Raw genomic sequence first — 22,534 nt, 5'->3', positions numbered from 1 at the left:
CCGTCACTCCTCGGGGGCACCGCCTGCCGACCGTCCCAGCCGGAAGTTCACCCGCTCCCGTACGACCGGATATCCGGCCGTGGCGAAGTGCGCGGCCATCGGGATGTTGGACCGGTCGGTGGCGGCGGCGATGAAGCCGGCGCCCTCGGCGGCCAGCAAGTGGGTGCACTCGGCGAGGAGGTCGTAGGCGTAGCCGTGGCCGCGGTGTTCGGGGACCACGCCGACGAACCCGACGCACGGGCCCGAGGGGTTGCGGGCGGGGATGTGGATGCCGACCGGATCGCCGGCGCCGGTGCGGGCGACCTGCCACCAGGAGCGCGGCGAGGGCATCCAGTGGAAGACGTCCAGGTCCTCCCGAGCGGCCTGCTCGACCCCGCCCCGCGCGATGGCCCGGCGGGCGTGCGCGTCGAGAGTGGCGGAGTGGATGCGGCGCAGCAGGCCGAGGAAGACGGCGTCGTCCGGCTCCGGGCTGAAGACCAGGCGGCCGGGGCGCTCGGGCAGGCCGTGGTCCGGGGTCCAGCGGTAGACGAAGCGCTCCACCAGCGGCGTGTAACCGGCCAGGCGCGCGGCCGCGGCGCGGGTCTCGGCGGCGGCCCGCAGCCGTGGGTCGGCGCGCCAGCCGCCGGGCAGGTCCAGTTCGAGTTCGTCCGGACGCCAGGGCGCGGTCCGCAGGAGTTCGGCGCCGGCCGCCTCCTCGCCCTCGGCGACGTCCAGCCAGTTGATCAGCATCGGCTCGGTGTCCTCGGCGCGCCCCCACCAGGCGGCGCGGGCCACGGTGCGGCCGTCGCGCAGGGCGATGCGCTGCCACTCGGGGCGGAACGCGACCAGCCGGTGCTTCTCGGCGAGGGCCAGCGGGTCGGGCATGGTGTGGAACAGGTGCGCACTGTGCTCGTCGAGCGTGCGCATGACCAGCTCGGTCAAGGAGTCCTCCGGGATACGGGCCGCGAACGGCCTCGCGGCGGGTCGCGCTCCCGGTCAGGCCTGGCACACCCGGACGACGGGGAGGGGGGAGCGCGTGATGATCGCGGCCATGGCACTCGCCTCCTTCGTCCGTCTGGTGTCCGTCTCGGATGTGCGCTCGGACGCTATCCGGGCCGCCCGGCCGGCGTCCAGCGGATTTCCGTACCGCCCCCGGTGGGAGCCGCCGGCGACCGACGGGCCCTCCTCCCGGCGGCGGCGTAGCGTGGGCATGTGCGATCGCTGTTCGAATGGTCGTCGCGTGGGAGCCGGGAGGATCGCGGCTGGTTGCGGGGTGCTCCGCCGCCGTGGTGGATCCGGCTGCTGCCGGTGCTGCTGCTGGCCGGGGTGACCGCCGCCTCGACCTTCACCCCGCACGCCAGCGACCTCGGTTTCCTGCTGGGCGCGATCCCGCCGCTCGCCGTCCTGTCGTACGGCCCGCTGGTCACCGCCCTGCTCGGAGCGCTGGTGGTGGTGGTTCTGAACGTGCCGGCGACCCATCTGAACCGGCCCGGCAACACCGACCTGCTCACCATCGTCTTCGTCGCCCTGCTCAGCGTGTTCGTGTCGTTCGTGCGCAGCCGCCGCGACGCGCAGCTCCAGGTGGAGCGCACCATCGGCGAGGCCGTGCAGCGGGCGGTGATGCCGCCGCTGCCCGAGCGGGTGGGGCGGGTCGGCTGCACGGGCTTCTACCGGGCGGCGGAGAACGGCACGCTGGTGGGCGGGGACTTCTTCGACGTACGCGAAGGGCCGCACGGCGTACGCGCGGTGATGGGCGATGTGCGCGGGCACGGGCTGGTGGCGGTCGCGACCGTCGTCTCCCTGCTGGGCGCGTTCCGCGAGGCGGTCCTGGACCACCAGGACCTGGAGTCGGTGGCGTCCCGGATGGACCGCCGGCTGGCGGTGGACGCCAAGGGCATGCCGGACGGGGAGCTGTTCGCGACGGCGGTGCTGGTGGAGTTCCCGGCCGGCGCGCGCACGATGCGGGTGGTGGCCTGCGGTCATCCGGCGCCGGTGCTGCTGCGCGACGGCGACGCGCGGGAGATCACCGTGACACCGGGCAGCCCGCTGGGGATCGGCCTGGTCGGGGCGGATCCACCGAAGGAGGTCACGGTGCCGCTGGAGCCGGGCGACCGGCTGCTGCTGGCTTCCGACGGCGTCTGGGAGGCGCGGGACCGCTCCGGGGTCTTCTACCCGCTGCCGGACCGGCTGGCCGCCCTCGCGTACACCCGTGACGGCGAGTTGCCGGCCTCCGTGTGGGCCGATCTCGCGCGGCTGCGCTACGAGGTCCGCGACGACGCGACGATGCTGCTCCTGGCACCCACCCCGGACGACTCGCCCGCCTGACCCGCCGCCCTCGGGGCGGCCCGGCGGAGACCCGCACGGGGCCGCATCCCCCGCGCGCCTCCCGGCGGGAGCCCGCGCCGCCCATGCACTCCAGCGCCTCTCCCCCGGCTGCCCGCTCAGCCCACGTCCCACAGGAACCGGTGGGTGTGGATGCCGAAGTACGGGAAGGACCTGATCTCCCGGACGCCCTCGACCGGGCGGACCACGTCGTTGACGAAGTCCAGCAGCGCCTTCGGGCCGGACGCGACCACCTCGGCGAAGAGGTCGAAGCCGCCGGAGGTGAGCACCGCGTACACGACCTCGGGCCGCTCGGCGAGGGCGTCGGCGACCGCGCGCGGGTCGCCGTCCACGCCGATGCCGAGCAGTGCCATGGCCTGGCCGCCCATCGCCATCGGGTCGGTGACGCCGACCACTTGGACGGCGCGGGAGTCCAGCAGCCGCTGGAGCCGCTGCCGGGCCGCCGAGGCGGACAGGCCCACCTTGGGCCCGAGGTCGGCGTAGGCGATACGGCCGTCGGTCTGGAGCTCGCGCAGGATGGCCCGGTCGATGTCGTCCATGGCGGTCATCATGCCCCTCGTCTCATCCGGCCAGTTCGGCGAGGGCGGCCGCGAACACCTCGGTGTGCCGGTCGACGTCCTGCTCGGTGGTGTCGGGGCACATCAGCGCCATGTTGTGGAACGGCGTGAGCAGGATGCCCCGGTTGGCGAGGTACAGGTGCAGGAAGTCCTCCAGCCCGGCGTCGGCGGCCGCCGCCGACTCGGTGCCGGTGCGCGGGGCGGGCGCGGTGAAGCGGTATTCGGCACGTGCCCCGAGCCGGCTCACCGACCAGGGCAGGGCGTGCACCTCGATCCCGGCGCGCACGCCCGCCTCGAAGCGTGCGCACAGCTTGCCCATCCGGGCGAACGCCTCGTCGGTGAGGACGTGTTCGAGGGTGGCGCGGGTGGCCGCGACCGACAGGGCGTTGCCGGCGAGGGTGCCGCCGACACCGCCCATGTCGACGAGGTCGAGATCGTCGCGGGCCAGCAGCCGGTCGGCCAGTTCGGCGCAGAGGCCGTAGGCACCGGCCGGGATGCCGCCGCCGATCGCCTTGCCGATGGTGAGCATGTCCGGTTCGAGGTCCCAGGCGCCGGTGCAGCCGCCGGGCCCGGCGGAGAAGGTGTGGGTCTCGTCGTTGATCAGCAGCGTGCCGTACCGCCTGGTCAGCTCGCGGACGCCGGCGAGGTAGCCGGGCTCGGGCAGCACGATGCCGATGTTGGTGAGGGCGGGCTCCATGAGGAGGGCGGCCACGTCGCCGTGGGCGAGTTCGCGCTCCAGTGCGTCGAGGTCGTTGAACTCGGCGACCCTGCTGGTGCGGGTCACCTCGCAGGGCGCGCCGACGTTGCCGGGGCGTGCGGTGCCCTCGCCGCCGGGGCCGGTGACGATCAGCGACTCGTCCACGCTGCCGTGGTAGCAGTAGCTGTGGAACAGGATCTTGGGCCGTCCGGTGACGGCGCGGGCGAGCCGGATCGCCCAGCGGTTGGCGTCGGTCGCGGTGAGCGAGAAGCTCCAGCGGGCCAGGCCGAAGCGCCGGGTCAGCTCCGCGCCGACCCACTCCGCGTCCTCGGTGGGCAGCATGGCGGTGGCCCCGCCGAGTTCCGCGAAGCGCCGCTGGACCGCCTCGGTGACCGCCGCGGGCGAGTGGCCCGCCATCGCGCCGGTGTCGCCGAGGCAGAAGTCGATGTACTCGTGCCCGTCCACATCGCTCACCCGTGCGCCGCGTGCCCCGGCCAGATACCGGGGGAACGCACCGGCCGTCTTGTTCATCCAGGTCATCGGCACCCGGCCGAAGAGATGCCCGGCCCCGGCGTACGCGGCGCGCGAGCGCGGGTTGCGGCGTTCGGCCTCGGCGCTCTCGCGGGCCAGGAGGGTGCGCAGTCGGGTGCGGTCCATGGAAAACCTCGCTGGAATCGGGCGACGGAACGACGTGAGGCTACGACGAGAACTGCACCCTCCTCAAGGGTTCACACACGAATCGATTGCCAGAACACACGAATCGTGCGCCAGGTCGGCCCACCACCCTCGAAGGGGTGACGCAGCCACCTCGTCCGGCTGACGAACCGGTGCGCGGAGTCCGAACGCGCCGACAGAAACGCCAGGCCGCGCCACCCCTTCCGCCGCATAGAAATATCTACGAGCATGCATATGCCGGGTTGCTGTGCGGACGCACCGAGTGCCCGAGAACGCGGAGCAGTGCATGACGAACACGATGTGGATGCGGGGCGTGGAGTGGCTGGCGGCGTCGGCCACCGACCCGCGCGCGTGCAAGTGGGAGTGGGACCACGGGGAGGGGATCGCACTGCTGGAGGCGGGGCGCTTCTGGGATGTGCTCAGCGTCCCCGAGCGGCTGGGGCTGCTCACCCTCGACCTGCTGTGGCAGCCCGCGCTGCCGGTGCCGGGCCCGACCCTGGTGGACCTCGCGGCCGGCCGGGTCGGCTTCTTCCTGCCGCCCGACCCGGACGGCGGCTGGGTCGGCGCGGGGCTGCGCTATGCGACCAGGGGCTCCTGGGTCGCCGCACCGCCGCCCTACCGGCCCGCTCGCTCCCTGGAGTGGCTGGTGCCGCCCGACGGCACCGGCACCCTGCACTCCCCCGGCGCCCTGGAGGACGCGCTGCGGCAGGCCAACGGCACGCTGACGGTGCTCACGGCAGCACCGCGCGAACAGCGGGAGCCGTAACGGACGCACGCGCGGGAAAGCAGGCGCGGGGCCCCGACCGGCCCCCCGTCCCGGTCGTGCCCCGCTGACGGTGAACTTACGTGCGACACGCGGTCCGTGCCAGCGCACCGGTGCGCGGCGCCCCGCGCGCAGCACTCACCGGTGCACAGCCGCGTCCGCTTGGTCCCGGTTCGCCGGGCCGAGCGCGGGGACGGGAAGTTCACCGGTGACGAGGTGGGCGAGGACGACCTCGTACAGATCGGTACCCCCCGCCAGCAGCCGGCGCTCCAGGACGGGCTCGGCGGCCCGCACGTGCTCCCGCACGGTCTGGACGTGCACCCCCCGCGCCGCCGCGGCGGGCCCGGCGTTGGCGTCGGCGGCCAGCCAGGCACGCAGGGTGCCGCGCAGATCCCGGCCGTCGGCGTCCAAGCGCCCGAGCAGGCCCCGCGCCCAGGAGCGCAGCGCGTCCCCGCCGAGCAGCTCCGCGAACCCGGCGGGCGCGGCGGGGGCGTTGCCGCCGGCGTCGTACGGGCCGTGCGCCGCCTCGGTGTCGAGCGCGATGTGCGCCATCGCGCGTACGGCCAGGGCGGAGAAGTCGGCGCCGATCAGCGCGGCCACCCGGTCCATCCGGGCGCGCACCGTGTTGCGGCTGACGCCGAGCACCTTGGCCGCGCTCACCGCCGTGAACTCCAGACCGAGCCGGGTGGTGGCGAGCAGTTCGGCGCGCACGTGGTACGGCAGCGGGTCCAGCGGGCGCAGCACGGCGGCCGACCAGGCATGCAGCGCGGCCGGGTCCATCAGGCGGGCGGGGCGGGTGCGTTCGGCGTAGACGGCGGTCCGCTCCGGGCTGAACCGGGCCACCGCGAGGGCGCTGACGGCCTGTCCGTAGGCGGTGGCGGTCAGTGCGAGGCGCTGGCGGGGGCTGCCGCCCAGGTAGATGCCGGGCCGGACCGCGACGAGGGAGCGCAGCCGGTCCCCCACCTCGGGGGCCGCGCCGAGGACGATGACGTGTTCGTCCATGGCGGGGCAGCGCACCACGAGGGCGCCGCCGCTGGTGGCCGCCCCGCACTCGTCGGCGAGCCGGTCGCGTTCGGCGGCGCTGCCCTCGACGACGTACACACGGGCGGTGTCGTGTTCCAGCAGTCCGGGCCACAGGCCCGCGGCGACCCGGCGGGCGGAGACGGTGTCCTCCACCATCAGCAGTTGCAGGATGGCGAGGCGCAGATCGGCGGTGGCCCGCCGCAGCCGGTGCCCGGCATGCGCCAACTCCCGCTCGCGCAAGAGGAGTCCGAGTACGCCCGCGGTGTGTCCGAGGATCTCGGTGGTGTGCCGGTCGAAGGGCTCCGGGCGGGCCACGGCCAGGACGGCGGAGGCCGCCGGGCCGGGTCCGGGATGCCGTATCCCGACCAGGCGGACATGCCGGGCGCCGTCCTCCAGTCCGGCGGCGGAGACCCGGCCCGCGGCCACGTCGGCGACGACGGCGGGGTCCAGCTCCGGCCGTTGTCCGGTCCCGGCGAGGAGAGCGCCGCGCGCGTCCTGGAGGTGCACGGCGGACCCGGTGCTCCGGGCGAGCCAGGCGACCAGCCGGTTCAGGTCGCGTGCGGCGGGGCGCAGCTGGTCGAGCAGTTCGCGCGCCCAGGCGCCGCCGGTCCCGCAGGACGTCCGGGGCAGCGGCTGCTCGTCCGCTCGGCGTGCCACGTGTCCCCCTCTTGTCGTCCAGGTCGTCCAGTTCGCCCACCGGTTCGGCCGATGTGCGCAGCCGGACGTTACCCGACCGTTCACCCGGTCGCCCCATCCGGGCGGACATGGCTCCGCCGGCGGCCCGGGGGGGGTGGGGCCGCCGACGGAGGCAACGCCTCCGGGGCGGGGGGAAGGCTCCGGATGGCTCAGGACTCGGGTGCCCGCGGATCCGGGGGATACACCAGGAATTTCTCCGGGGGCCGCAGGGGGCGTTTCCGGGGTGTGCGCGGGCCCCGTCCGCGGCGCGTGCGCGACCGGCGGCGCCCCCCTGCCGCCCGCGCCGCCCGCGGGTACGGCATAAGCTCGGTGAATGGCGAAGTACTTCGACGTGCACCCCGAGAACCCGCAGGCCCGCAGCATCGCGCAGATCGCCGACGCGGTCAGGGCGGGGGCGCTCATCGCATACCCGACCGACTCCTGCTACGCCCTCGGCTGCCGGCTGGGCAGCCAGGACGGCGTGGACCGCATCCGGGCCATCCGCCGGCTGGACGACCGCCACCACTTCACGCTGATGTGCCGGGACTTCGCGCAGCTCGGCCAGTTCGTGCGGGTGGACAACGATGTGTTCCGGGCCGTGAAGGCGTCCACGCCCGGCAGCTACACCTTCATCCTCCCCGCCACCCGCGAGGTCCCGCGCAAGCTGATGCACCCGAAGAAGAAGACCGTGGGCGTGCGCATCCCGGACCATGTGGTCACCCAGGCGCTGCTGGCCGAGCTGGGCGAGCCGCTGCTGTCCAGCACGCTGCTGCTGCCGGACGAGGAGGAGCCGATGACCCAGGGATGGGAGATCAAGGACCGCCTCGACCACGTGGTGGACGCGGTGGTCGACTCCGGGGACTGCGGCACCGAGCCGACCACGGTGATCGACTTCTCCGGCGGCGAGGCGGAGATCGTCCGGCGCGGCGCGGGCGACACCGCACGGTTCGAGTGACGGCGGGGGCGGTACGGCGGACCCCCCGCGAAGCTCCGGATCTTGCGTGGCAGCATGAGAGCCGCCCACCGCGCCTCGCGAGCTCGGCCGGAACACCGGCGCGCCCGCGGCGCGAGGGGGCGCCCGCCGCCCGCCATTCCTTCCCCAGGAGGCCCGTCACCATGACCGACGTACAGGGAGCATCCGTCGACATCCCGACCGAGGACGGCACCGCCGACGCCTACCTCGCCCACCCCGCGGACGGCGAGCCGCATCCGGGCGTCCTGCTGTACCAGGACGCCTACGGTCTGCGCCCCCAGCTGCGGTCGATGGCCGACCGGCTGGCGTCGGCCGGGTACACGGTCCTGGTGCCGAACGTGTTCTACCGGCACGGCTCCACCCCGCTCGGTGAGCTGCCGGAGTTCATCGACCCGGCGGCCGACCCGACCCTCTGGCAGCGCATCGGCCCGGTGATGGGCTCCCTCACCCCCGAGCAGACCCGGCGGGACGCGGACGCCTATCTGGGCTTCCTCGCGGACAACCCGTTCGTCACCGACGGACCGGTCGCGCTGACCGGCTACTGCATGGGCGCCCGGCTCGCCCTGCGCACGGCCGCCACGCACCCCGACCGGGTGGCCGCGGCGGCCGGGTTCCACGGCGGCAAGCTGGTCACGGACGCCCCGGACAGCCCGCACCGCGGCGCCGAGAACGTCACCGCCGAGCTGTACTTCGGCTTCGCCGACCAGGACGCCTCCATGCCGGCCGAGCAGATCCGGGAGCTGGAGCGGACGCTGGACGCGGCCGGGGTGCGCCACACCTGCGAGGTGTATCCGGGCGCGCAGCACGGCTACACGCAGGCCGACACCCCGGCGTACGACCGGGAGGCCGACGAACGCCACTGGGCGGCCCTGCTGGCCCTGCTCGACCGCGCCTTCTGACTCCTTCGGCGCCTTCCGGACCATCCGCCACCGGCCCATGGCGCCCGCCCCGCGGTGGGCGCCGGGCGGCGCGGTGACCCCTCCGGGGAACGAGAACCCGCGCCCAACTCGTTGACAGGGACACGACTTCGGCACCAGGCTGAGAGCGCTCTCAGGCAGGTACGGACCAGGAACCGAGGTCCGTATGACCCCGACCCCACACGGAGGTGGAGAGTGCCGCACATCCGAACCCGCCGCGCGCTGCCGATCGTCGCCGCCGCCGCCCTCGTCGGCGGAGCGCTCGCCCTCGGCGTCCCCCAACACGCCACGGCGGCCGTGCCCGACACCATCGCGCTGACCGTCACCAACAACTCGGGCCGCGCCCAGCCCGTCTACCTCTACGACCTCGGCACCCAGCTGTCCTCCGGGCAGCAGGGCTGGGCGGACGCGAACGGCGTCTTCCACGCCTGGCCGGCCGGTGGCAATCCGCCGACTCCCGCGCCGGACGCGGCGATTCCGGGACCGGCCGCCGGGCAGTCGACCACGATCCGCATCCCGAAGTTCTCCGGCCGGATCTACTTCTCCTACGGGCAGAAGCTCGTCTTCAAGCTCACCACCGGCGGTCTGGTGCAGCCGGCCGTGCAGAACCCGTCCGACCCCAACCACGACATCCTCTTCAACTGGTCCGAGTACACGCTCAACGACTCCGGGCTGTGGCTCAACAGCACGCAGGTGGACATGTTCTCGGCGCCGTACTCCGTCGGCGTGCGCCGCGCCGACGGGAGCGTCAGCACCACCGGGCAGCTGAAGCAAGGAGGCTGGTCGGGGTTCTTCGGCGCCCTGCGCGCCCAGTCCGGCGGCTGGTCCGGACTGGTCCAGACCGGCTCCGACGGCTCGGTGCTGCGCGCGCTGTCGCCGCTGTACGGCGTGGAGACCGGCGCGCTGCCCGCGAGCGCGATGGACGACTACGTGAACCGGGTCTGGCAGAAGTACGCGTCCTCGACGCTGACCGTCACGCCGTTCGCCGATCAGCCGGACAAGAAGTTCTACGGCCGGGTCTCGGGGAACGTCATGAACTTCACCGACACCACCGGCGCGGTCGTCACCAGCTTCCAGAAGCCGGACGCGGACAGCGTGTTCGGCTGCCACAAACTGCTGGACGCGCCCAACGACGCCGTGCGCGGCCCCATCTCCCGCACCCTGTGCGCCGGCTTCAACCGCTCGACGCTGCTGGTGAGTTCGCAGGCGCCGGACAACACGCCGGGTGACTTCTACCAGGACGCTGTGACCAACCAGTACGCGAAGGCGGTGCACGCCGAGATGGCCGACGGCAAGGCGTACGCGTTCGCCTTCGACGACGTCGGCAACCAGGAGTCGCTGGTCAACGACGGCGATCCGCAGCAGGCGTATCTCACGCTGGGTCCGCTGAACTGACCGCGTGCGAGGGTCCCGCTCCCCGGCCGGGGAGCGGGACCCTCGTGTTCAGGTGGTGCGGGTGATCAGCTGGTGGTCAGGGACGTGTCGTCCACGACGAAGCTGGTCTGCAGCGAGGAGTCCTCCACGCCGTTGAACTTCAGGGTGACCGTCTGGCCCGCCAGCGAGGACAGGTCGAAGGTCTTCTGCACGTAGCCCGTGGACGCGTTCAGGTTCGAGTACGAGGCCAGGGTGGTCGAACCGGCGGTGACCGTCAGCTTGTCGTACGCGGTGCTGGTGCTGGTCTCCGCGGTGTCGACGTGCAGGTAGAAGGACAGGGTGGCCTTGCAGCCCGCGGGGATCGTCACCGACTGGGACACGGAGTCGGTGTGCGAGGTGCCGTAGCCGTCCAGCCACGCCTTGTACGAACCGCCGTGGGCCGCCTCACCGCTGTCGTTGGTGATGACGCCGCTGGAGGCGGTCCAGCCGGTGTTGCCCGACTCGAAGCCGGGGTTCGCCAGAAGCTGCGTCGAGGAGCAGCCGCCGCCACCGCTGGTGCTCACCGTCCAGGAGAAGGTCGCGGTGCCGGTCGCGCCGGTGGAGTCCTTCACCGTGACGGTGGTGCTGTAGGTCCCGGCCGCGGTCGGCGTACCGGAGATCACCCCGGTGGAGCCGTTGATCGACAGGCCGGTCGGCAGGCCGGAGGCGCTGTAGGTCAGCGCGCCGCCGTTGGTGCTGCTCGCCTGGACCTGGAGGCTGACCGCCGTGCCCACGGTGGAGGACTGGCTGCCCGGATTGGTGACCGTCACGCCGTTGCCCGGCGGGGTGATGTGGCTGCCGACGTTGATGCCCGCGAAGGCGTTGCCGACGCCCGCGTACTGCGCGGAGTTGGTGCCGTAGAGCGCGGCGGCCGCGTTCAGCGCCGCGGTGCGGGCACCGGCGTAGTTGGTGCTGGACGTCATGTACGACGTCAGCGCCTTGTACCAGATCTGGAGGGCGGCGGCCCGGCCGATGCCGGCGACGGCGACGCCGTCCGAGGTCGGGCTGTTGTAGGTCACACCGTTGATGACCTTGGTGCCGCTGCCCTCGGAGAGCAGGTAGAACATGTGGTTCGCCGGGCCCGAGGAGTAGTGCACGTCGAGGTTGCCGACACCCGAGTACCAGCTGTCCGCCGAACCGCCGTCCTTGCTCGGCTTGTCCATGTAGCGCAGCGGGGTGCCGTCGCCGTTGATGTCGATCTTCTCGCCGATGAGGTAGTCACCGGGGTCCGAGCTGTTGTTCGCGTAGAACTCCACGCCCGTGCCGAAGATGTCGGAGGTGGCCTCGTTCAGGCCGCCGGACTCGCCGCTGTACTCCAGGCCCGCGGTGTTGGAGGTGACGCCGTGGCTCATCTCGTGGCCGGCGACGTCCAGCGCGGTCAGCGGGTCGTTGTTCCCGGAGCCGTCGCCGTAGGTCATGCAGAAGCAGCTGTCGTCCCAGAACGCGTTCACGTACGCGTTGCCGTAGTGGACGCGGGAGTAGGCGCCGACCCCGTCGTTCTTGATGCCGCTGCGCCCGAACGTGTTCTTGTAGAAGTCCCAGGTCTCCTGCGCGCCGTAGGCGGCGTCCGCGCCGGCCGTGGCGGCGTTGGAGTTGGTGCCGTCGCCCCAGGTGTCGCTGGACTGCGAGAACAGGGTGCCGGTGCCGGAGGAGCCGTGGTTCAGGTTGTACGTCTTGTGGCCGCCGCGGGTGCCGTCGGTCAGGGTGTACGACGAGCCCGACTGGGTCGTGGTCAGCGAGACCTGGCCGCTGTAGCGGGTGTTGCCGACGCCGGTGTCGATGCCCTGGTACCGGTACAGCTCCTTGCCGGTGGTGGCATCGGTGATGACGTGCAGCCGGCTCGGCGTGCCGTCGTCCTGGAAGCCGCCGATCACGGTCTCCCAGGCGAGCTTCGGGGTGCCGCTGCCGGCCCAGATCACCTTGCGGGCGCTGTCCGCGGTGGGCTTCGCGGCGTCCAGGGCCTTGGCGGCCTTCAGCGCCTTGTTCTCGGCGGCGGCCTTGGTGTAGGTCGCCGTGGTCGAGGCGACCTGGATCTTGTGCTTGTTGTTGTACGTGGTGCTCACGGTGCCGGCCGCCAGCGAGGCGGGCGGGGTGTGCACGATCAGGTCGCCGCCGAGGACGGGCAGGCCGTCGTAGGTGCGCTCGTAGCGGGTGTGCAGCGTGCCGTCGGCGTCCTTGGTGACGTCCTTGACGACCAGCTTCTCCTTGGCGCCGAGGCCGAGGGTGCGGGCGGTGTCGGCCGTCCTGTCGCGGGCGCTCTGGATCAGGGCCTTGTGCTGGGCCGGGCTGAGCCTGGCCTCCAGGGCTCCGGTGCGCAGGGGGCTGAGGTGGTGCGCGACGGGCGCGGCGGTCGCCGGGACGCTCTGCATGCCGACGGCGAAGAGGGCCGCGGTGGAGAGCAGGGCGGCTCCGACCGTGGCCCTCTTGGCGAGACGTCCCTGGGGAAGGCGTCCGTGAGAAAGGGATCTGTGGGGTCTCACTCTTACTCCTCCTGCGGAGGCCGCCGGGTCGCGGCCTGTGAGGACCGGACAGCCGGGTCTGCTGTCCGGTGGGCGGTGCTGTGCGGGACCGTGATCCGTGGTGCGTTCGTGGGGGATCAGCGTGCGCTGGGAGAATGACAGTCTTGAACCGTCCATGTCACCAGCCTGGAGGCCAATCGAGGGTTTTCCCTATGAAGTCGCTGTGCGCTCCCCCAGCGGCCAATTCACGTTCATGAAAGAACGGTTGGGACGCCTGCGACGCAAGGGCCCGTCCTGGGAAGATCGAACGGCCGGCACGATCGAACGGCCGGCGAACCCTTCATCCGACAGCCCGCGTTCACTCGACAGCCCACGGGAGGGCTCATGACACACGGCACCGAACCGACGCACCGGCTGGTGCCCACCGAGGGCGGCCGGATCCATCTGGTGGAGCAGGGCAGCGGGCCGCTGGTGCTGCTCGTGCACGGTTTCCCGGAGTCCTGGTACTCCTGGCGCCATCAGCTGCCCGCCCTCGCCGCGGCCGGCTACCGGGCGGTGGCGATCGACGTGCGCGGCTACGGCCGTTCCTCCAAGCCCGCCGCCGCGGACGCCTACCGGCTGACCGAACTCGTCGCGGACAACGTCGCGGTGGTGCGCGCCCTCGGCGAGGAGTCCGCGGTGGTCGTCGGCCACGACTGGGGCTCCCCCATCGCCTCGACCTCCGGCCTGCTCGCGCCGGAGATGTTCCGGGCGGTGGGCATGCTCAGCGTGCCGTACACCCCGCGCGGCGGGCCCCGGCCCACCGAACTCTTCGGGCGCATGGGCGGGGAGGACGAGTTCTACATCTCCTACTTCCAGGAGCCGGGCCGCGCCGAGGCCGAGATCGAACCGGATGTACGCGGCTGGCTCGCGCGTTTCTACCGGGCGCTGTCCGCCGGGACCATGCCCGGACCGGGCGATCCCGCCCCGTACGTGGTCAGCCCCGGCGGCACCCTGCTCGACCGGTGTCCCGACGGCCCGCCGCCCGGCTGGCTCGGCGAGGACGAACTCGACTTCTACGCGGGCGAGTTCGAGCGGACCGGGCTGACCGGAGCGCTCAACCGCTACCGGAACATGGACCGCGACTGGGCGGACCTCGCCGCGTACGACGGCGCTCCCCTCACCCAGCCGTCCCTGTTCCTCGGCGGCGCCCAGGACGTCACGATGACCTGGCTGTCCAAGTCCGTCGAGGCGTTCCCCGTCACCCTGCCGGGCCTGGTCTCCTCGCGGTTGCTCGACGACTGCGGCCACTGGATCCAGCAGGAGCGCCCCGAGGAGACCAACCGGCTGCTCATCGACTGGCTGGCCAAACTGCCCGGCTGAGACCCGGAGCGGTCCGCGGCCGGACGGGGTCGCCACTCCCCTGAAGCGGCGCCCGGCGGGTGGACGGCCGGGGGGCGCCGGAAACCGATCACACAGTTGTCACACTCGGCTGCCACACTCGGAGGGGAACCGATGTGCGACCGCTGGAGGAGCCCGTGCCGTCCACCCCACGCCCCCTGCGCAAGCTGGGCTTCCTCACGATCGGCCTGTTCGATCCGGCGGACCCGGCACGGGGGCACGAGTCCACCCTGGAGATCATCGAACTGGGTGAGCGGCTCGGCTTCGACAGCGCCTGGGTCCGTCACCGGCACCTCCAGTACGGCATATCGTCCCCGGTCGCCGTCCTCGCCGCCGCCTCCCAGCGCACCCGCCGCATCGAACTGGGTACGGCGGTCATCCCGCTCGGCTGGGAGAATCCGCTGCGCCTGGCCGAGGACCTGGCGACCGTCGACCTGCTGTCCGGCGGCCGGCTCAATCCGGGGGTCAGCGTGGGCCCCCCGATGCACTACGACCAGGTCAAGGACGCCCTGTACCCGGACACCGGCGACATCGAGGACTTCGGCTACGAGCGGGTGCGGCGGCTCCTGGACCTGGTGCGCGGCAAGCCCGCCAGCGACTTCAGCGGGGTCGAGGGCTTCGAGGTGTTCAGCGATGTGGTGCAGCCGCACTCCCCCGGTCTCGGCGGACGGCTGTGGTACGGCGGCGGCAGCCCCGGCTCCGCGCGCTGGGCGGCCGAGCACGGAATGAACTTCCTGACCAGCAGCGTCGTCAAGGCGGCGGATCCGGGCGGCGGGCCGTACGACTTCGCGGGGATACAGCGGTCCCTCATCCGGGAGTTCCGGGCGCACCACCCCGAGGGCGAGGCGGCACGGGTCTCGCAGGGCCTGGTGGTGATACCCACCGACTCGGCGACCCCGGAACAGCGCGCCCGGTACGCCGAGTTCGCGGCCAGGAGGCTGCCCCGCACCGCCGCCCCGCAGGGCCCGGCGCGGCTGCTGTTCGCGCCGGACCTGGTCGGCACCTCGGCGGAACTGGCCGAGCGGCTGCGGGCGGACCCGGCGTTCCGGGAGGTCGACGAGGTGGCCTTCGCGCTGCCGTTCACCTTCGAGCACGAGGACTATGTGCAGATCCTGACCGACATGGCGACGAAGCTCGGTCCCGCGCTCGGCTGGCGGCCGGCGGCCTGATCGCCGTACCGGCTCACCACCGGCCCGCCCCTGTGCCGGTGATCGGTGTGGACGGCCTGCCGTCGACGCCGACCGGGACCTCGCCGTGCAGCATCACCCGGTGCATGATCCGGGGCGCGCCGACCCGGGTGTGGTCGCTGGGGGCCAGATGGATGGTGGCCCGGTTGTCCCAGAAGGCGACGCTGCCGGGCGCCCAGCGGAAGCGGACCGTGTACTCGGGGCGGACTGCCTGGTCGAGGAGCATCTGGAGCAGGGCCGCGCTCTCCGGGCGGGAGACGCCGGTGATCTGCTCGATGTAGTAGCCGTTGACGAACAGCACCCGCTCCCCGGTCTCGGGGTGCACCCGTACCAGGGGGTGTTCGCAGGCCACCTGGTGGTCGAGGAGGTGGCGCAGATAGGCGTCGTCGCCGGGGCGCGGCTGGTAGCCGACGCCGAGCCGGTGCTCGGCGCGCAGCCCGTCCACGAAGGCGCGCACGGGTGCGGACAGGCCCGCGTAGGCGGCGGCCAGGTTGGACCAGGTGGTGTCGCCGCCGTAGGGCGGGACGGACTCGGCGCGCAGGATGGTCGCGGCGGGCGGGTCGACGCGCGCGCCGTGGTCGCAGTGCCAGCCGCGCAGCAGGGTGGGCCGGCGGCGGGCGAGCCATTCCTCGTGGTCCATGCCGTAGCGACCGCCCAGTTCCAGCCGGTCGGCCGTGGTCTCCACCTCGGGGAAGTCCGGGGGCGAGGCGCCGCCGCGGCGGCCGGGGACGACCGGTTCGCCGAAGCGGCGGGCGAAGGCGACATGCCCGGCGTGGTCGAGGCGCTGCTCCCGGAAGAACACCACCTTCCAGCGCAGCACGGCCCGCCGGATCAGGTCGGCCACCGCGTCGTCCAGGGGGGCGGCGAGGTCGACGCCGGTGATCTCGGCACCGATGTGCCCGGCGACGGGCCGCACCTCCACGCCGCCGCACCGCATGTCCACGCCGTCTCGCGCGCCCTCGCCGCCGAAACGCGCGTCCGCGCCGGTGCCCGGCTCCCGCCGCTCCGGTTCCTCCGGCCGCCCGTGCTGCTTCGCGCCGGCCCTGTCCGTCGTCATGCGCGCGCTCCGCTCGTCCGTACCGGCGCGGGGCCCGTGCCGTCCGCCGGCCTCGTCCCGCCCGCCCGGTTGATCACCACTCACCCTATCCGTGAGGCTGGGAGCACGACACTGTCGAGCGGAAGGTTCCCCCGTGAACGGCATACCGGTGCACACGCTCAACGACGGAACGACGATCCCCGCCCTCGGCCTCGGTACCTGGCCGCTGGACGACACGGCGGCCGAGCGGGCCGTGCGCGACGCGCTCGGCCTCGGCTACCGGCTGGTGGACACCGCGGTGAACTACCGCAACGAGACCGGCGTGGGCCGGGCCGTCGCGCACGGCGGGGTGCCCCGCGAGGAGGTGGTGGTGACCACCAAGCTCCCCGGCCGCCACCACGGCTACCAGGAGACCCTGGCCTCCTTCGAGGAGTCCCGGCGGCGCCTGGGCCTGGAGTACGTGGACCTGTATCTGATCCACTGGCCCAATCCCGGCGTCGGCAAGTACGTCGACTCCTGGAAGGCGATGATCAAGCTGCGGGAGGACGGTCTGGTCCGCTCGATCGGCGTCTCCAACTTCACCCCGGAGCACGTCATGCGCCTGGGGAAGGAGACCGGGGTGCTGCCGTCGGTGAACCAGATCGAGTTGCACCCGCTGTTCCCGCAGGAGGAGCTGCGCGCCTTCCACGCGGACCAGGGCATCCTCACCGAGAGCTGGAGCCCGCTGGGGCGGGGCGGCCAGTTGCTGGGCGACCCGGAGGTCGGCCGGATCGCCGACGAGCACGGCGTGAGCCCCGGCCAGGTGCTGCTGCGCTGGCACGTCCAGCTGGGCGCGCTGCCCATCCCGAAGTCCGCCGACCCCGAGCGCCGGCGCGCCAACCTGGACGTCTTCGGCTTCGAGCTGGACTCGGACCAGATGGCCGCCATCGCCCGGCACGCCCCGCGGCGGCTCGGCGGGGACCCGGAGACGCACGAGGAGTTCTGATCCCCGTGTGAGGGGGGTACCCGGTGCCCGGTGTGGCGAACGCAGGGAAGGAGCCGCACGTGGCAGCGGAGGACCGGCTGCGGACGTACCGCGGCAAGCGCGACTTCGGGCGGACTCGGGAGCCCTCGGGCGGGCGATCGCCCGAGGGCGGCGGCCGGCCGAGGTTCGTGGTGCAGATCCATGACGCGCGCCGGATGCACTTCGATTTCCGGCTCCAGGTGGACGGCGTCCTGAAGTCCTGGTCCGTGCCGAGGGGGCCGTCCGCCGACCCCGGCGACAAGCGGCTCGCGGTGCCGACGGAGGACCATCCGCTGGCGTACGAGGACTTCGAGGGCGTGATCCCGAAGGGCGAGTACGGCGGCGGCACCGTGATCGTGTGGGACCGGGGGACGTACGAGCCGCTGAGCCACGACCGGCAGGGGCGGCCGGTGGACTTCGCCGAGTCGCTGGCGCGCGGGCACGCCACGTTCCGGCTGCACGGCGCCAAGCTGCGCGGCGAGTACGCCCTGACCCGCTTCCGGGGCCGGGACGGGGAGGACGCCTGGCTGCTGGTGCGCAAGGGCCGGGCCGGGAAGGCGGCGCACGGCAGCCCCGACCCCCGGCGGGCACGTTCGGTGCGCACCGGGCGGACCCTCGCCCAGGTCGCGGCGGACGGTGAGGGGCGATGACGGTCCGGCGGTCCGGATTCCCTGATTCCGGCCCAAACGGGTGTGCGGCGAGCCTATGTTCGCGCCGACGTCCTTTCCTGCCCCGGAGGCATCCCATGCGCACAGCATCACGCGGCGCCGCCCTGGCCAGTGCCGTCGCCGCGGCCACCGTACTGACCTTCGGGACCGCGGGGGCGACCCCGGCGGGCCCCGGAGTGACCGCCCGCACGATCAGCGAGCGGACCGTCGACGGCACCGACTACACCCTGCGGGAGATCACCATCCCGCCCGGCCAGAGCACCGGCTGGCACTTCCACGACGGCCCGCTGTACGGGGTGGTGCGCCAGGGCACGCTGAGCCACTTCGACTCCGCCTGCGCCCCGGACGGGGTGTATCCGGCGGGCGCGCCGATACAGGAGCCGGCCGGTGCGGGGCACGTGCACATAGGCCGCAACCTCGGGGACACCCCCGTGGTGCTCGACGTGCTGTACGTGCTGCCGCACGGCTCCCCGTTCTCCGAGGACGCGCCGGATCCGGGCTGCGCCTTCCAGTAGGGGCCGGTCAGGCGTCGGGGAGCGGCTGTTCGGCCCAGATGGTCTTGCCCGCGGCCGTCTGCCTGCTCCCCCAGCGCTGGGTGAGCTGGGCGACCAGCAGCAGTCCCCGGCCGCCCTCGTCGTAGGCGTGCGCCCGGCGCAGGTGCGGGGAGGTGGAACTGCCGTCGGAGACCTCGCAGATGAGGGCGCGGTCGCGGATCAGCCGTAGCTGGATGGGGGGCGCACCGTACCGGATGGCGTTGGTGACGAGTTCACTGACGACGAGTTCCGTGACGAACGCGGCCTCCTCCAGCCCCCACGCGGCCAGTTGCTCGCCGGCGGCCTGCCGGACCACGGCGACCTGGGCGGGATGGGCGGGCACGTCCCAGGTGGCGACCCGGTCGGCGCCCAGGGCCCGGGTGCGCACCAGCAGCAGCGCCACGTCGTCGCACGGCTGCTCGGGCAGTACGGCCTTGAGGACGCCGTCGGCCAGCGCGTCCAGGGAGTCGGCCGGTGCCCCGACGGCACGGCGCAGCGCGTCGTCTGCGCCGTCCGGGTGTCCGGCGCGGTGTGCGACCAGGCCGTCGGTGAACAGGGCCACCACCGTGCCCTCGGGCAGCTCGAGTTCGGTCGCCTCGAAGGGCAGTCCGCCGATGCCGAGGGGCGGCCCGGCGGTCATGGGCGCGAGTTCGGCTCCGTCGCCGCCGGGCAGGACGAGGAACGGGGCGGGGTGGCCGGCGGCGGCGAGCGTGAGCCGGCGCGAGACGGGGTCGTAGACGGCGTACACGCAGGTGGCGCCGATCTCGGCGACGTCCTCGCGGCCGTTCTCGGCGGCCAGGTGCGTCACCAGGTCGTCGAGGTGGGTGAGGAGTTCGTCGGGCGGCAGGTCGACGTCGGCGAGGGTGCGCACGGCGGTGCGCAGCCGGCCCATGGTGGCCGAGGAGCTGATGCCGTGGCCCACCACGTCGCCGACGACGAGCCCGACCCGGCCGCCGGAGAGCGGGATGACGTCGAACCAGTCGCCGCCGATCCCGGCCTGCGAGCCGCACGGCAGATAGCGGTGGGCGACGTCGAGCGCGGCCTGTCCGGGCAGCCCGCTCGGCAGCAGGCTGTGCTGGAGCGCGAGGGCGGTGCTGCGCTCGCGGGCGAAGCGGCGGGCGTTGTCGATGCAGACGGCGGCGCGGCTGGCCAGGTCCTCGGCGAAGACGGCGTCGTCGGGGCCGTAGTCGTCCGGGTGGGCCAGCCGGACGCAGACCGCGACACCCAGGGTGGTGCCGCGGGCGCGCAGTGGTACCGCGATCATGGAGTGGACGCCCTCCCGGAAGTGGCGGCCCTCCGGTGAGCGCTCGTTGCGGTCCGCGAGCCAGGCCCCGAAGCCGGGCTCACCGGCCTGGCTGAGCACCGCGTGGCCCCCGCGCAGCGCGAGGGCCGGAGGGGCGGGCGGCCGGTAGATCTGGGTCTCGCCGACCCGCACGGCCACTCCGGGGCTGCCGGGCCGGGTGGACTGGTAGGCGACACGGCGCAGCTCGGCCTCGCCGGCGGCGGACATCGGGGGTTCGTCGGTGCCGAGCACCCAGTCCAGCAGGTCGACGGTGGCGAAGTCGGCGTAGCGCGGGACGAGGACCTCGATCAGTTCCTCGGCGGTGCGCACCACGTCGAGGGTGGTGCCGATGCGGGTGGCCGCCTCGTTGAGCAGGGCGAGTCGGCGTCTGGCCCAGTACTGCTCGCTGCTGTCGTAGGCGGCCATGGCGACCGCGGTCCGGGTGCCGGAGGCGTCGTGCAGCGGCCACATCTCCAGGTTCCAGGAGTGCTCCCGGTTCAGCGCGGGCGCGGCGGCGAAGCTCTCGTAGCGCACCGGCAGGCCGGTCTCGGCGACCTCGCGCAGATGGCGCAGGAAGCCCCGGTTGGCCTCGGTGTCGGCCACGGTGTCGGAGAAGAACCGGCCGGTCAGCCCCTCCTCGGGGACGCCGATGACCTTGCAGGCGGCGTCGTTGAGGCGCAGGTAGCACTGCTGGAGGTCGAAGACGGACATCGACAGGGACGCCTGCTGGAACGCCTGGGCGGCGAGCGCTGTGCCGGGGTGTTCGGCGGTGACGGCGTAGCCCGTGATCCCGTCGCCGCCGTCGAGGGGGCAGGCGGTGACGGCGAGATCGAGGCGGTGGCCGTCGCGGTGGCGCAGGGCGACGGTGCCGTGCCGCGTGCCGGTCCGCGCCGCGAGGGCTCCTCGGGGGAGTTCCGCGGCGAGCAGGTCCGCCGCGGGGCGGCCCACGACGTCCCCGGCCGGGTGGCCCGTGAGCAGCCGCGCGCCCTCGCTCCACCCGGTCACCATGCCCAGAGTGTCGATGATCGCCACGGCGGCGACACGGTCCATAAGGCCCAGAATGATCCGATTTGTTCGGCTCCTCAAGCGCGGGGCCGCGACCGGGGTCAGGCCCGGTGGGCACGCAGGGCGGCGAGGGCCTTGTCGGCGTGGGTGTTCATGCGCAGCTCGCTGCGGACGATCTCCAGCACGGTGCGGTCCTCGGCGATGACGTAGGTGACGCGCTTGGTGGGGGCGAGGGTGAAGCCGCGCCTGACCCCGAACCGCTCGCGGACCGTGCCGTCGGCGTCGGACAGCAGCGGCATGCCGAGCGTGTGCCGGCCGGCGAACTCCCGCTGCTTGCCGACGTCGTCCCCGCTGATGCCGACGGGCCGGGCGCCCAGCGCGGCGAACTCGGCGGCGAGATCGCGGAAGTGGCATGCCTCGGCGGTGCAGCCGGGGGTGAGGGCGGCGGGGTAGAAGAAGAGGACCACGGGGCCGTCGGCGAGCAGTTCGCCGAGACTCCGGACGGTCCCGGTCTCGTCGGGGAGGGCGAAGTCCTCCACCTTGTCGCCGACCTCGACGCGCTCGCTCATGACCGGTTCCTCCTCTGGTGGCCTGCCGCCGGATATTACTGGACGGTATGCCGCCGGGTGGCCCGTTCGTACGATCGTCACTCCCGATCCGCGGCGTCCCGCTCCCCCGCCGGCCCAGGTCCCGCGCGCCTGGCCGTCGCCGGCTCCTCCGTCACCGCCGCCTGCCCCGCCTCCGCCTCCGCCGAGTACGCGAGGAAGTCGTCGACCATCCGATGGAACAGCGTGGCCAGCTGCCGCAGTTCCGCGGGCCGCCAGCCGGCGAGCGCGCGCTGCATCTCGGCGGCCCCGGCCTCGCGGACGCGGTCGACGGCGAGGCGGCCCGCGCCGGTGAGCCGGATCCGCTGGGCGCGCCCGTCGTCGGGGTCGGGCACGCGGGTGACGTATCCCGCCCGGTGGAGCTGCTGCACGGTCCGGGTCACATGCGAAGCCTCCACCCCGAGGCGGTGCGCCACCTCCCCCGGCCGCATCGGCTCCCAGTCCGCGATCTGCCGCAGCAGCGCCACGGCGGCCCGGTCCAGCGGTACGTCGGCCAGGGCCCGCAGCCGGTCGTGGTGGCGAGTGCGGGAGCCGAGGTAGGTGGCGCGGGTGAGGGCGCGCTCGATCTCGGCGACCTCCGGGGAGGCCGGGATGTGGCCGGACGGCGTCGGCGCGGGCATGGCGCCAAGTCTACGCAGCCATTGCCCGACTCGGCCTTTTCGTCCCGGCGGCGCGCACGGCACGGACCGGTCCGCTCCGGTACGTCCGCCCGGCCCGGCGCCGTGAGCGGGGACCAGGGTCCGCGCCCGCTGCGCGGGACGTCCCGCGCCGTCCCGCGGGACGCGGAAACGGCATGGTGGGGGCTTCGCACGGCAAGGCTGGGCGACGTGATCACGGTTCGTGGTCACGAGATCGACAGCCGGAGGTTTCCATGATCCGTCGGGCCCTCAAGAGCGTTCTGCCGGCCGCGGCCGCGGCGCTCGCCCTGCTGCCCGTGTCGGCCGGTGCCGCCGCGGCGAGCACCGTCACCGCGCACCCGGTGGCCGCCGTCGCCGCCCCGCGGCACCCCGCCAGCACCCACCGCTACCACACCGGTCTGGTCGCCACCGGCGGCGTCCGGCTCAACGTCCGCTCCGGTCCGGGCACCGGCTACCGCGTGGTCGGCAGCAGGCACACCAACCGGCTCATCTCGGTCAGCTGCAAGACCTACGGCTCACGGGTGCACGGCAACCACGTCTGGTACCGGCTCCCCCACCACCACGGATACGTCTCCGCCCACTACGTGACCACCGGCCGGTACGTCCCCTGGTGCTGACGGGCGTCCGCCGCACCACCCGCTGACCGCCGAGGGCCTGTCCGGGAGCCGCGTCCCGAACAGACCTTCGGCATGGGGGCGCTTGACCCGGCCCATACCTCGTCCG

General features: G+C 73.4%; 21 protein-coding genes. 11 read left to right on the top strand and 10 right to left on the bottom strand.

Translation table 11 applies throughout. From position 1 onward, the window contains the following. Window positions 1–3: 3 nt before the first annotated feature. Entirely contained in the window at window positions 4–921 is a 918-nt protein-coding gene (locus tag ACZ7EC_RS11865) for a GNAT family N-acetyltransferase (protein ID WP_471061214.1), read from the bottom strand. Window positions 922–975: 54 nt separating this feature from the next. After that, entirely contained in the window at window positions 976–1,191 is a 216-nt protein-coding gene (locus ACZ7EC_RS11860) for a hypothetical protein (protein ID WP_471061212.1), read from the bottom strand. 54 nt (window positions 1,192–1,245) lie between these two features. Here ACZ7EC_RS11860 and ACZ7EC_RS11855 point away from each other — a divergent pair, with 54 nt between their 5' ends. Further along, a complete protein-coding gene (locus ACZ7EC_RS11855) occupies window positions 1,246–2,304 on the top strand; it encodes a PP2C family protein-serine/threonine phosphatase (protein ID WP_471061209.1) in 1,059 nt (352 codons plus the stop codon). Window positions 2,305–2,420: 116 nt separating this feature from the next. Here the strand turns inward: ACZ7EC_RS11855 and ACZ7EC_RS11850 are convergent, their stop codons facing one another. Together ACZ7EC_RS11850 and ACZ7EC_RS11845 are read right to left on the bottom strand one after the other, a co-directional pair. After that, window positions 2,421–2,861 (bottom strand): Lrp/AsnC family transcriptional regulator, encoded by a 441-nt coding sequence (locus tag ACZ7EC_RS11850; RefSeq protein ID WP_471061207.1) that lies wholly within the window; start codon window positions 2,859–2,861, stop codon window positions 2,421–2,423. 22 nt (window positions 2,862–2,883) lie between these two features. After that, the gene (locus tag ACZ7EC_RS11845; protein WP_471061204.1) at window positions 2,884–4,233 is read right to left on the bottom strand and encodes a transaminase; all 1,350 of its coding nucleotides are present in this window, start codon (window positions 4,231–4,233) and stop codon (window positions 2,884–2,886) included. A gap of 304 nt (window positions 4,234–4,537) precedes the next feature. Between ACZ7EC_RS11845 and ACZ7EC_RS11840 the strand changes: the two genes are divergently transcribed. Beyond that, window positions 4,538–5,017, top strand: coding sequence for a hypothetical protein (locus tag ACZ7EC_RS11840; RefSeq protein WP_471061201.1), 480 nt, complete (start codon window positions 4,538–4,540; stop codon window positions 5,015–5,017). Between the two features lie 135 nt (window positions 5,018–5,152). Here ACZ7EC_RS11840 and ACZ7EC_RS11835 read toward each other — a convergent pair whose 3' ends face one another. Then, on the bottom strand, window positions 5,153–6,694 hold the full coding sequence (locus ACZ7EC_RS11835; protein WP_471061198.1) for a helix-turn-helix domain-containing protein: 1,542 nt from the start codon (window positions 6,692–6,694) through the stop codon (window positions 5,153–5,155). Window positions 6,695–7,046: 352 nt separating this feature from the next. On the opposite strand from ACZ7EC_RS11835, the gene ACZ7EC_RS11830 reads away from it, so the two are divergent. The 3 genes from ACZ7EC_RS11830 (at window position 7,047) to ACZ7EC_RS11820 (ending at window position 9,997) form a co-directional block, all read left to right on the top strand. Beyond that, window positions 7,047–7,667 (top strand): L-threonylcarbamoyladenylate synthase, encoded by a 621-nt coding sequence (locus tag ACZ7EC_RS11830; RefSeq protein WP_471061196.1) that lies wholly within the window; start codon window positions 7,047–7,049, stop codon window positions 7,665–7,667. A gap of 161 nt (window positions 7,668–7,828) precedes the next feature. Then, window positions 7,829–8,584, top strand: coding sequence for a dienelactone hydrolase family protein (locus ACZ7EC_RS11825; RefSeq protein WP_471061193.1), 756 nt, complete (start codon window positions 7,829–7,831; stop codon window positions 8,582–8,584). Window positions 8,585–8,797: 213 nt separating this feature from the next. Then, window positions 8,798–9,997, top strand: coding sequence for a glycoside hydrolase family 64 protein (locus ACZ7EC_RS11820; protein WP_471061190.1), 1,200 nt, complete (start codon window positions 8,798–8,800; stop codon window positions 9,995–9,997). A 65-nt stretch (window positions 9,998–10,062) separates the two neighbouring features. Here the strand turns inward: ACZ7EC_RS11820 and ACZ7EC_RS11815 are convergent, their stop codons facing one another. Beyond that, entirely contained in the window at window positions 10,063–12,384 is a 2,322-nt protein-coding gene (locus ACZ7EC_RS11815; RefSeq protein WP_471062044.1) for a M4 family metallopeptidase, read from the bottom strand. 474 nt (window positions 12,385–12,858) lie between these two features. On the opposite strand from ACZ7EC_RS11815, the gene ACZ7EC_RS11810 reads away from it, so the two are divergent. After that, on the top strand, window positions 12,859–13,836 hold the full coding sequence (locus ACZ7EC_RS11810) for an alpha/beta fold hydrolase (protein ID WP_471061186.1): 978 nt from the start codon (window positions 12,859–12,861) through the stop codon (window positions 13,834–13,836). A 155-nt stretch (window positions 13,837–13,991) separates the two neighbouring features. Then, entirely contained in the window at window positions 13,992–15,023 is a 1,032-nt protein-coding gene (locus ACZ7EC_RS11805) for an LLM class flavin-dependent oxidoreductase (protein WP_471061183.1), read from the top strand. Window positions 15,024–15,036: 13 nt separating this feature from the next. Here ACZ7EC_RS11805 and ACZ7EC_RS11800 read toward each other — a convergent pair whose 3' ends face one another. Beyond that, entirely contained in the window at window positions 15,037–15,978 is a 942-nt protein-coding gene (locus ACZ7EC_RS11800; RefSeq protein WP_471062042.1) for a TauD/TfdA dioxygenase family protein, read from the bottom strand. Window positions 15,979–16,231: 253 nt separating this feature from the next. Here ACZ7EC_RS11800 and ACZ7EC_RS11795 point away from each other — a divergent pair, with 253 nt between their 5' ends. The 3 genes from ACZ7EC_RS11795 to ACZ7EC_RS11785 all read left to right on the top strand — a co-directional run bounded on the left by ACZ7EC_RS11795 (window position 16,232) and on the right by ACZ7EC_RS11785 (window position 18,263). Continuing rightward, window positions 16,232–17,062: an aldo/keto reductase gene (locus ACZ7EC_RS11795; RefSeq protein ID WP_471061181.1), complete on the top strand. Its 831-nt coding sequence runs from the start codon at window positions 16,232–16,234 to the stop codon at window positions 17,060–17,062. A 59-nt stretch (window positions 17,063–17,121) separates the two neighbouring features. After that, entirely contained in the window at window positions 17,122–17,730 is a 609-nt protein-coding gene (locus tag ACZ7EC_RS11790) for a DNA polymerase ligase N-terminal domain-containing protein (protein WP_471061178.1), read from the top strand. A gap of 95 nt (window positions 17,731–17,825) precedes the next feature. Then, a complete protein-coding gene (locus ACZ7EC_RS11785) occupies window positions 17,826–18,263 on the top strand; it encodes a cupin domain-containing protein (protein ID WP_471061175.1) in 438 nt (145 codons plus the stop codon). Window positions 18,264–18,270: 7 nt separating this feature from the next. Here the strand turns inward: ACZ7EC_RS11785 and ACZ7EC_RS11780 are convergent, their stop codons facing one another. From ACZ7EC_RS11780 to ACZ7EC_RS11770, 3 genes are all read right to left on the bottom strand, one after another. Then, window positions 18,271–20,613 carry an ATP-binding SpoIIE family protein phosphatase gene (locus ACZ7EC_RS11780; RefSeq protein ID WP_471061173.1) on the bottom strand — a complete coding sequence of 781 codons (2,343 nt, stop codon included), beginning with the start codon at window positions 20,611–20,613 and terminating at the stop codon, window positions 18,271–18,273. A 56-nt stretch (window positions 20,614–20,669) separates the two neighbouring features. Next, the gene (locus ACZ7EC_RS11775; RefSeq protein ID WP_471061170.1) at window positions 20,670–21,137 is read right to left on the bottom strand and encodes a peroxiredoxin; all 468 of its coding nucleotides are present in this window, start codon (window positions 21,135–21,137) and stop codon (window positions 20,670–20,672) included. A gap of 77 nt (window positions 21,138–21,214) precedes the next feature. Beyond that, complete coding sequence (locus ACZ7EC_RS11770; protein WP_471061167.1) at window positions 21,215–21,793, bottom strand: MarR family winged helix-turn-helix transcriptional regulator; 579 nt, start codon at window positions 21,791–21,793, stop codon at window positions 21,215–21,217. A gap of 251 nt (window positions 21,794–22,044) precedes the next feature. Between ACZ7EC_RS11770 and ACZ7EC_RS11765 the strand changes: the two genes are divergently transcribed. Beyond that, window positions 22,045–22,428 carry an SH3 domain-containing protein gene (locus tag ACZ7EC_RS11765; protein WP_471061164.1) on the top strand — a complete coding sequence of 128 codons (384 nt, stop codon included), beginning with the start codon at window positions 22,045–22,047 and terminating at the stop codon, window positions 22,426–22,428. The last annotated feature ends 106 nt before the right edge of the window (window positions 22,429–22,534 follow it).

This window comes from Streptomyces sp. NPDC037203 (genome assembly GCF_055605065.1).
The sequence above is the reverse complement of the archived record's forward strand: the minus strand, read 5'-3'. Positions and strand labels throughout refer to the sequence as shown.

Excerpts from the sequence above, each read along its gene's own strand:
- ACZ7EC_RS11800 (WP_471062042.1), bottom strand. The coding sequence starts at position 15,978 with ATGCGGTGCGGCGGCGTGGAGGTGCGGCCCGTCGCCGGGCACATCGGT.
- ACZ7EC_RS11780 (WP_471061173.1), bottom strand. The coding sequence starts at position 20,613 with ATGGACCGTGTCGCCGCCGTGGCGATCATCGACACTCTGGGCATGGTG.
- ACZ7EC_RS11825 (WP_471061193.1), top strand. The coding sequence starts at position 7,829 with ATGACCGACGTACAGGGAGCATCCGTCGACATCCCGACCGAGGACGGC.
- ACZ7EC_RS11845 (WP_471061204.1), bottom strand. The coding sequence starts at position 4,233 with ATGGACCGCACCCGACTGCGCACCCTCCTGGCCCGCGAGAGCGCCGAG.
- ACZ7EC_RS11850 (WP_471061207.1), bottom strand. The coding sequence starts at position 2,861 with ATGGACGACATCGACCGGGCCATCCTGCGCGAGCTCCAGACCGACGGC.
- ACZ7EC_RS11830 (WP_471061196.1), top strand. The coding sequence starts at position 7,047 with ATGGCGAAGTACTTCGACGTGCACCCCGAGAACCCGCAGGCCCGCAGC.
- ACZ7EC_RS11815 (WP_471062044.1), bottom strand. The coding sequence starts at position 12,384 with ATGCAGAGCGTCCCGGCGACCGCCGCGCCCGTCGCGCACCACCTCAGC.
- ACZ7EC_RS11785 (WP_471061175.1), top strand. The coding sequence starts at position 17,826 with ATGCGCACAGCATCACGCGGCGCCGCCCTGGCCAGTGCCGTCGCCGCG.
- ACZ7EC_RS11770 (WP_471061167.1), bottom strand. The coding sequence starts at position 21,793 with ATGCCCGCGCCGACGCCGTCCGGCCACATCCCGGCCTCCCCGGAGGTC.
- ACZ7EC_RS11860 (WP_471061212.1), bottom strand. The coding sequence starts at position 1,191 with ATGCCCACGCTACGCCGCCGCCGGGAGGAGGGCCCGTCGGTCGCCGGC.
- ACZ7EC_RS11775 (WP_471061170.1), bottom strand. The coding sequence starts at position 21,137 with ATGAGCGAGCGCGTCGAGGTCGGCGACAAGGTGGAGGACTTCGCCCTC.
- ACZ7EC_RS11810 (WP_471061186.1), top strand. The coding sequence starts at position 12,859 with ATGACACACGGCACCGAACCGACGCACCGGCTGGTGCCCACCGAGGGC.
- ACZ7EC_RS11840 (WP_471061201.1), top strand. The coding sequence starts at position 4,538 with ATGACGAACACGATGTGGATGCGGGGCGTGGAGTGGCTGGCGGCGTCG.
- ACZ7EC_RS11765 (WP_471061164.1), top strand. The coding sequence starts at position 22,045 with ATGATCCGTCGGGCCCTCAAGAGCGTTCTGCCGGCCGCGGCCGCGGCG.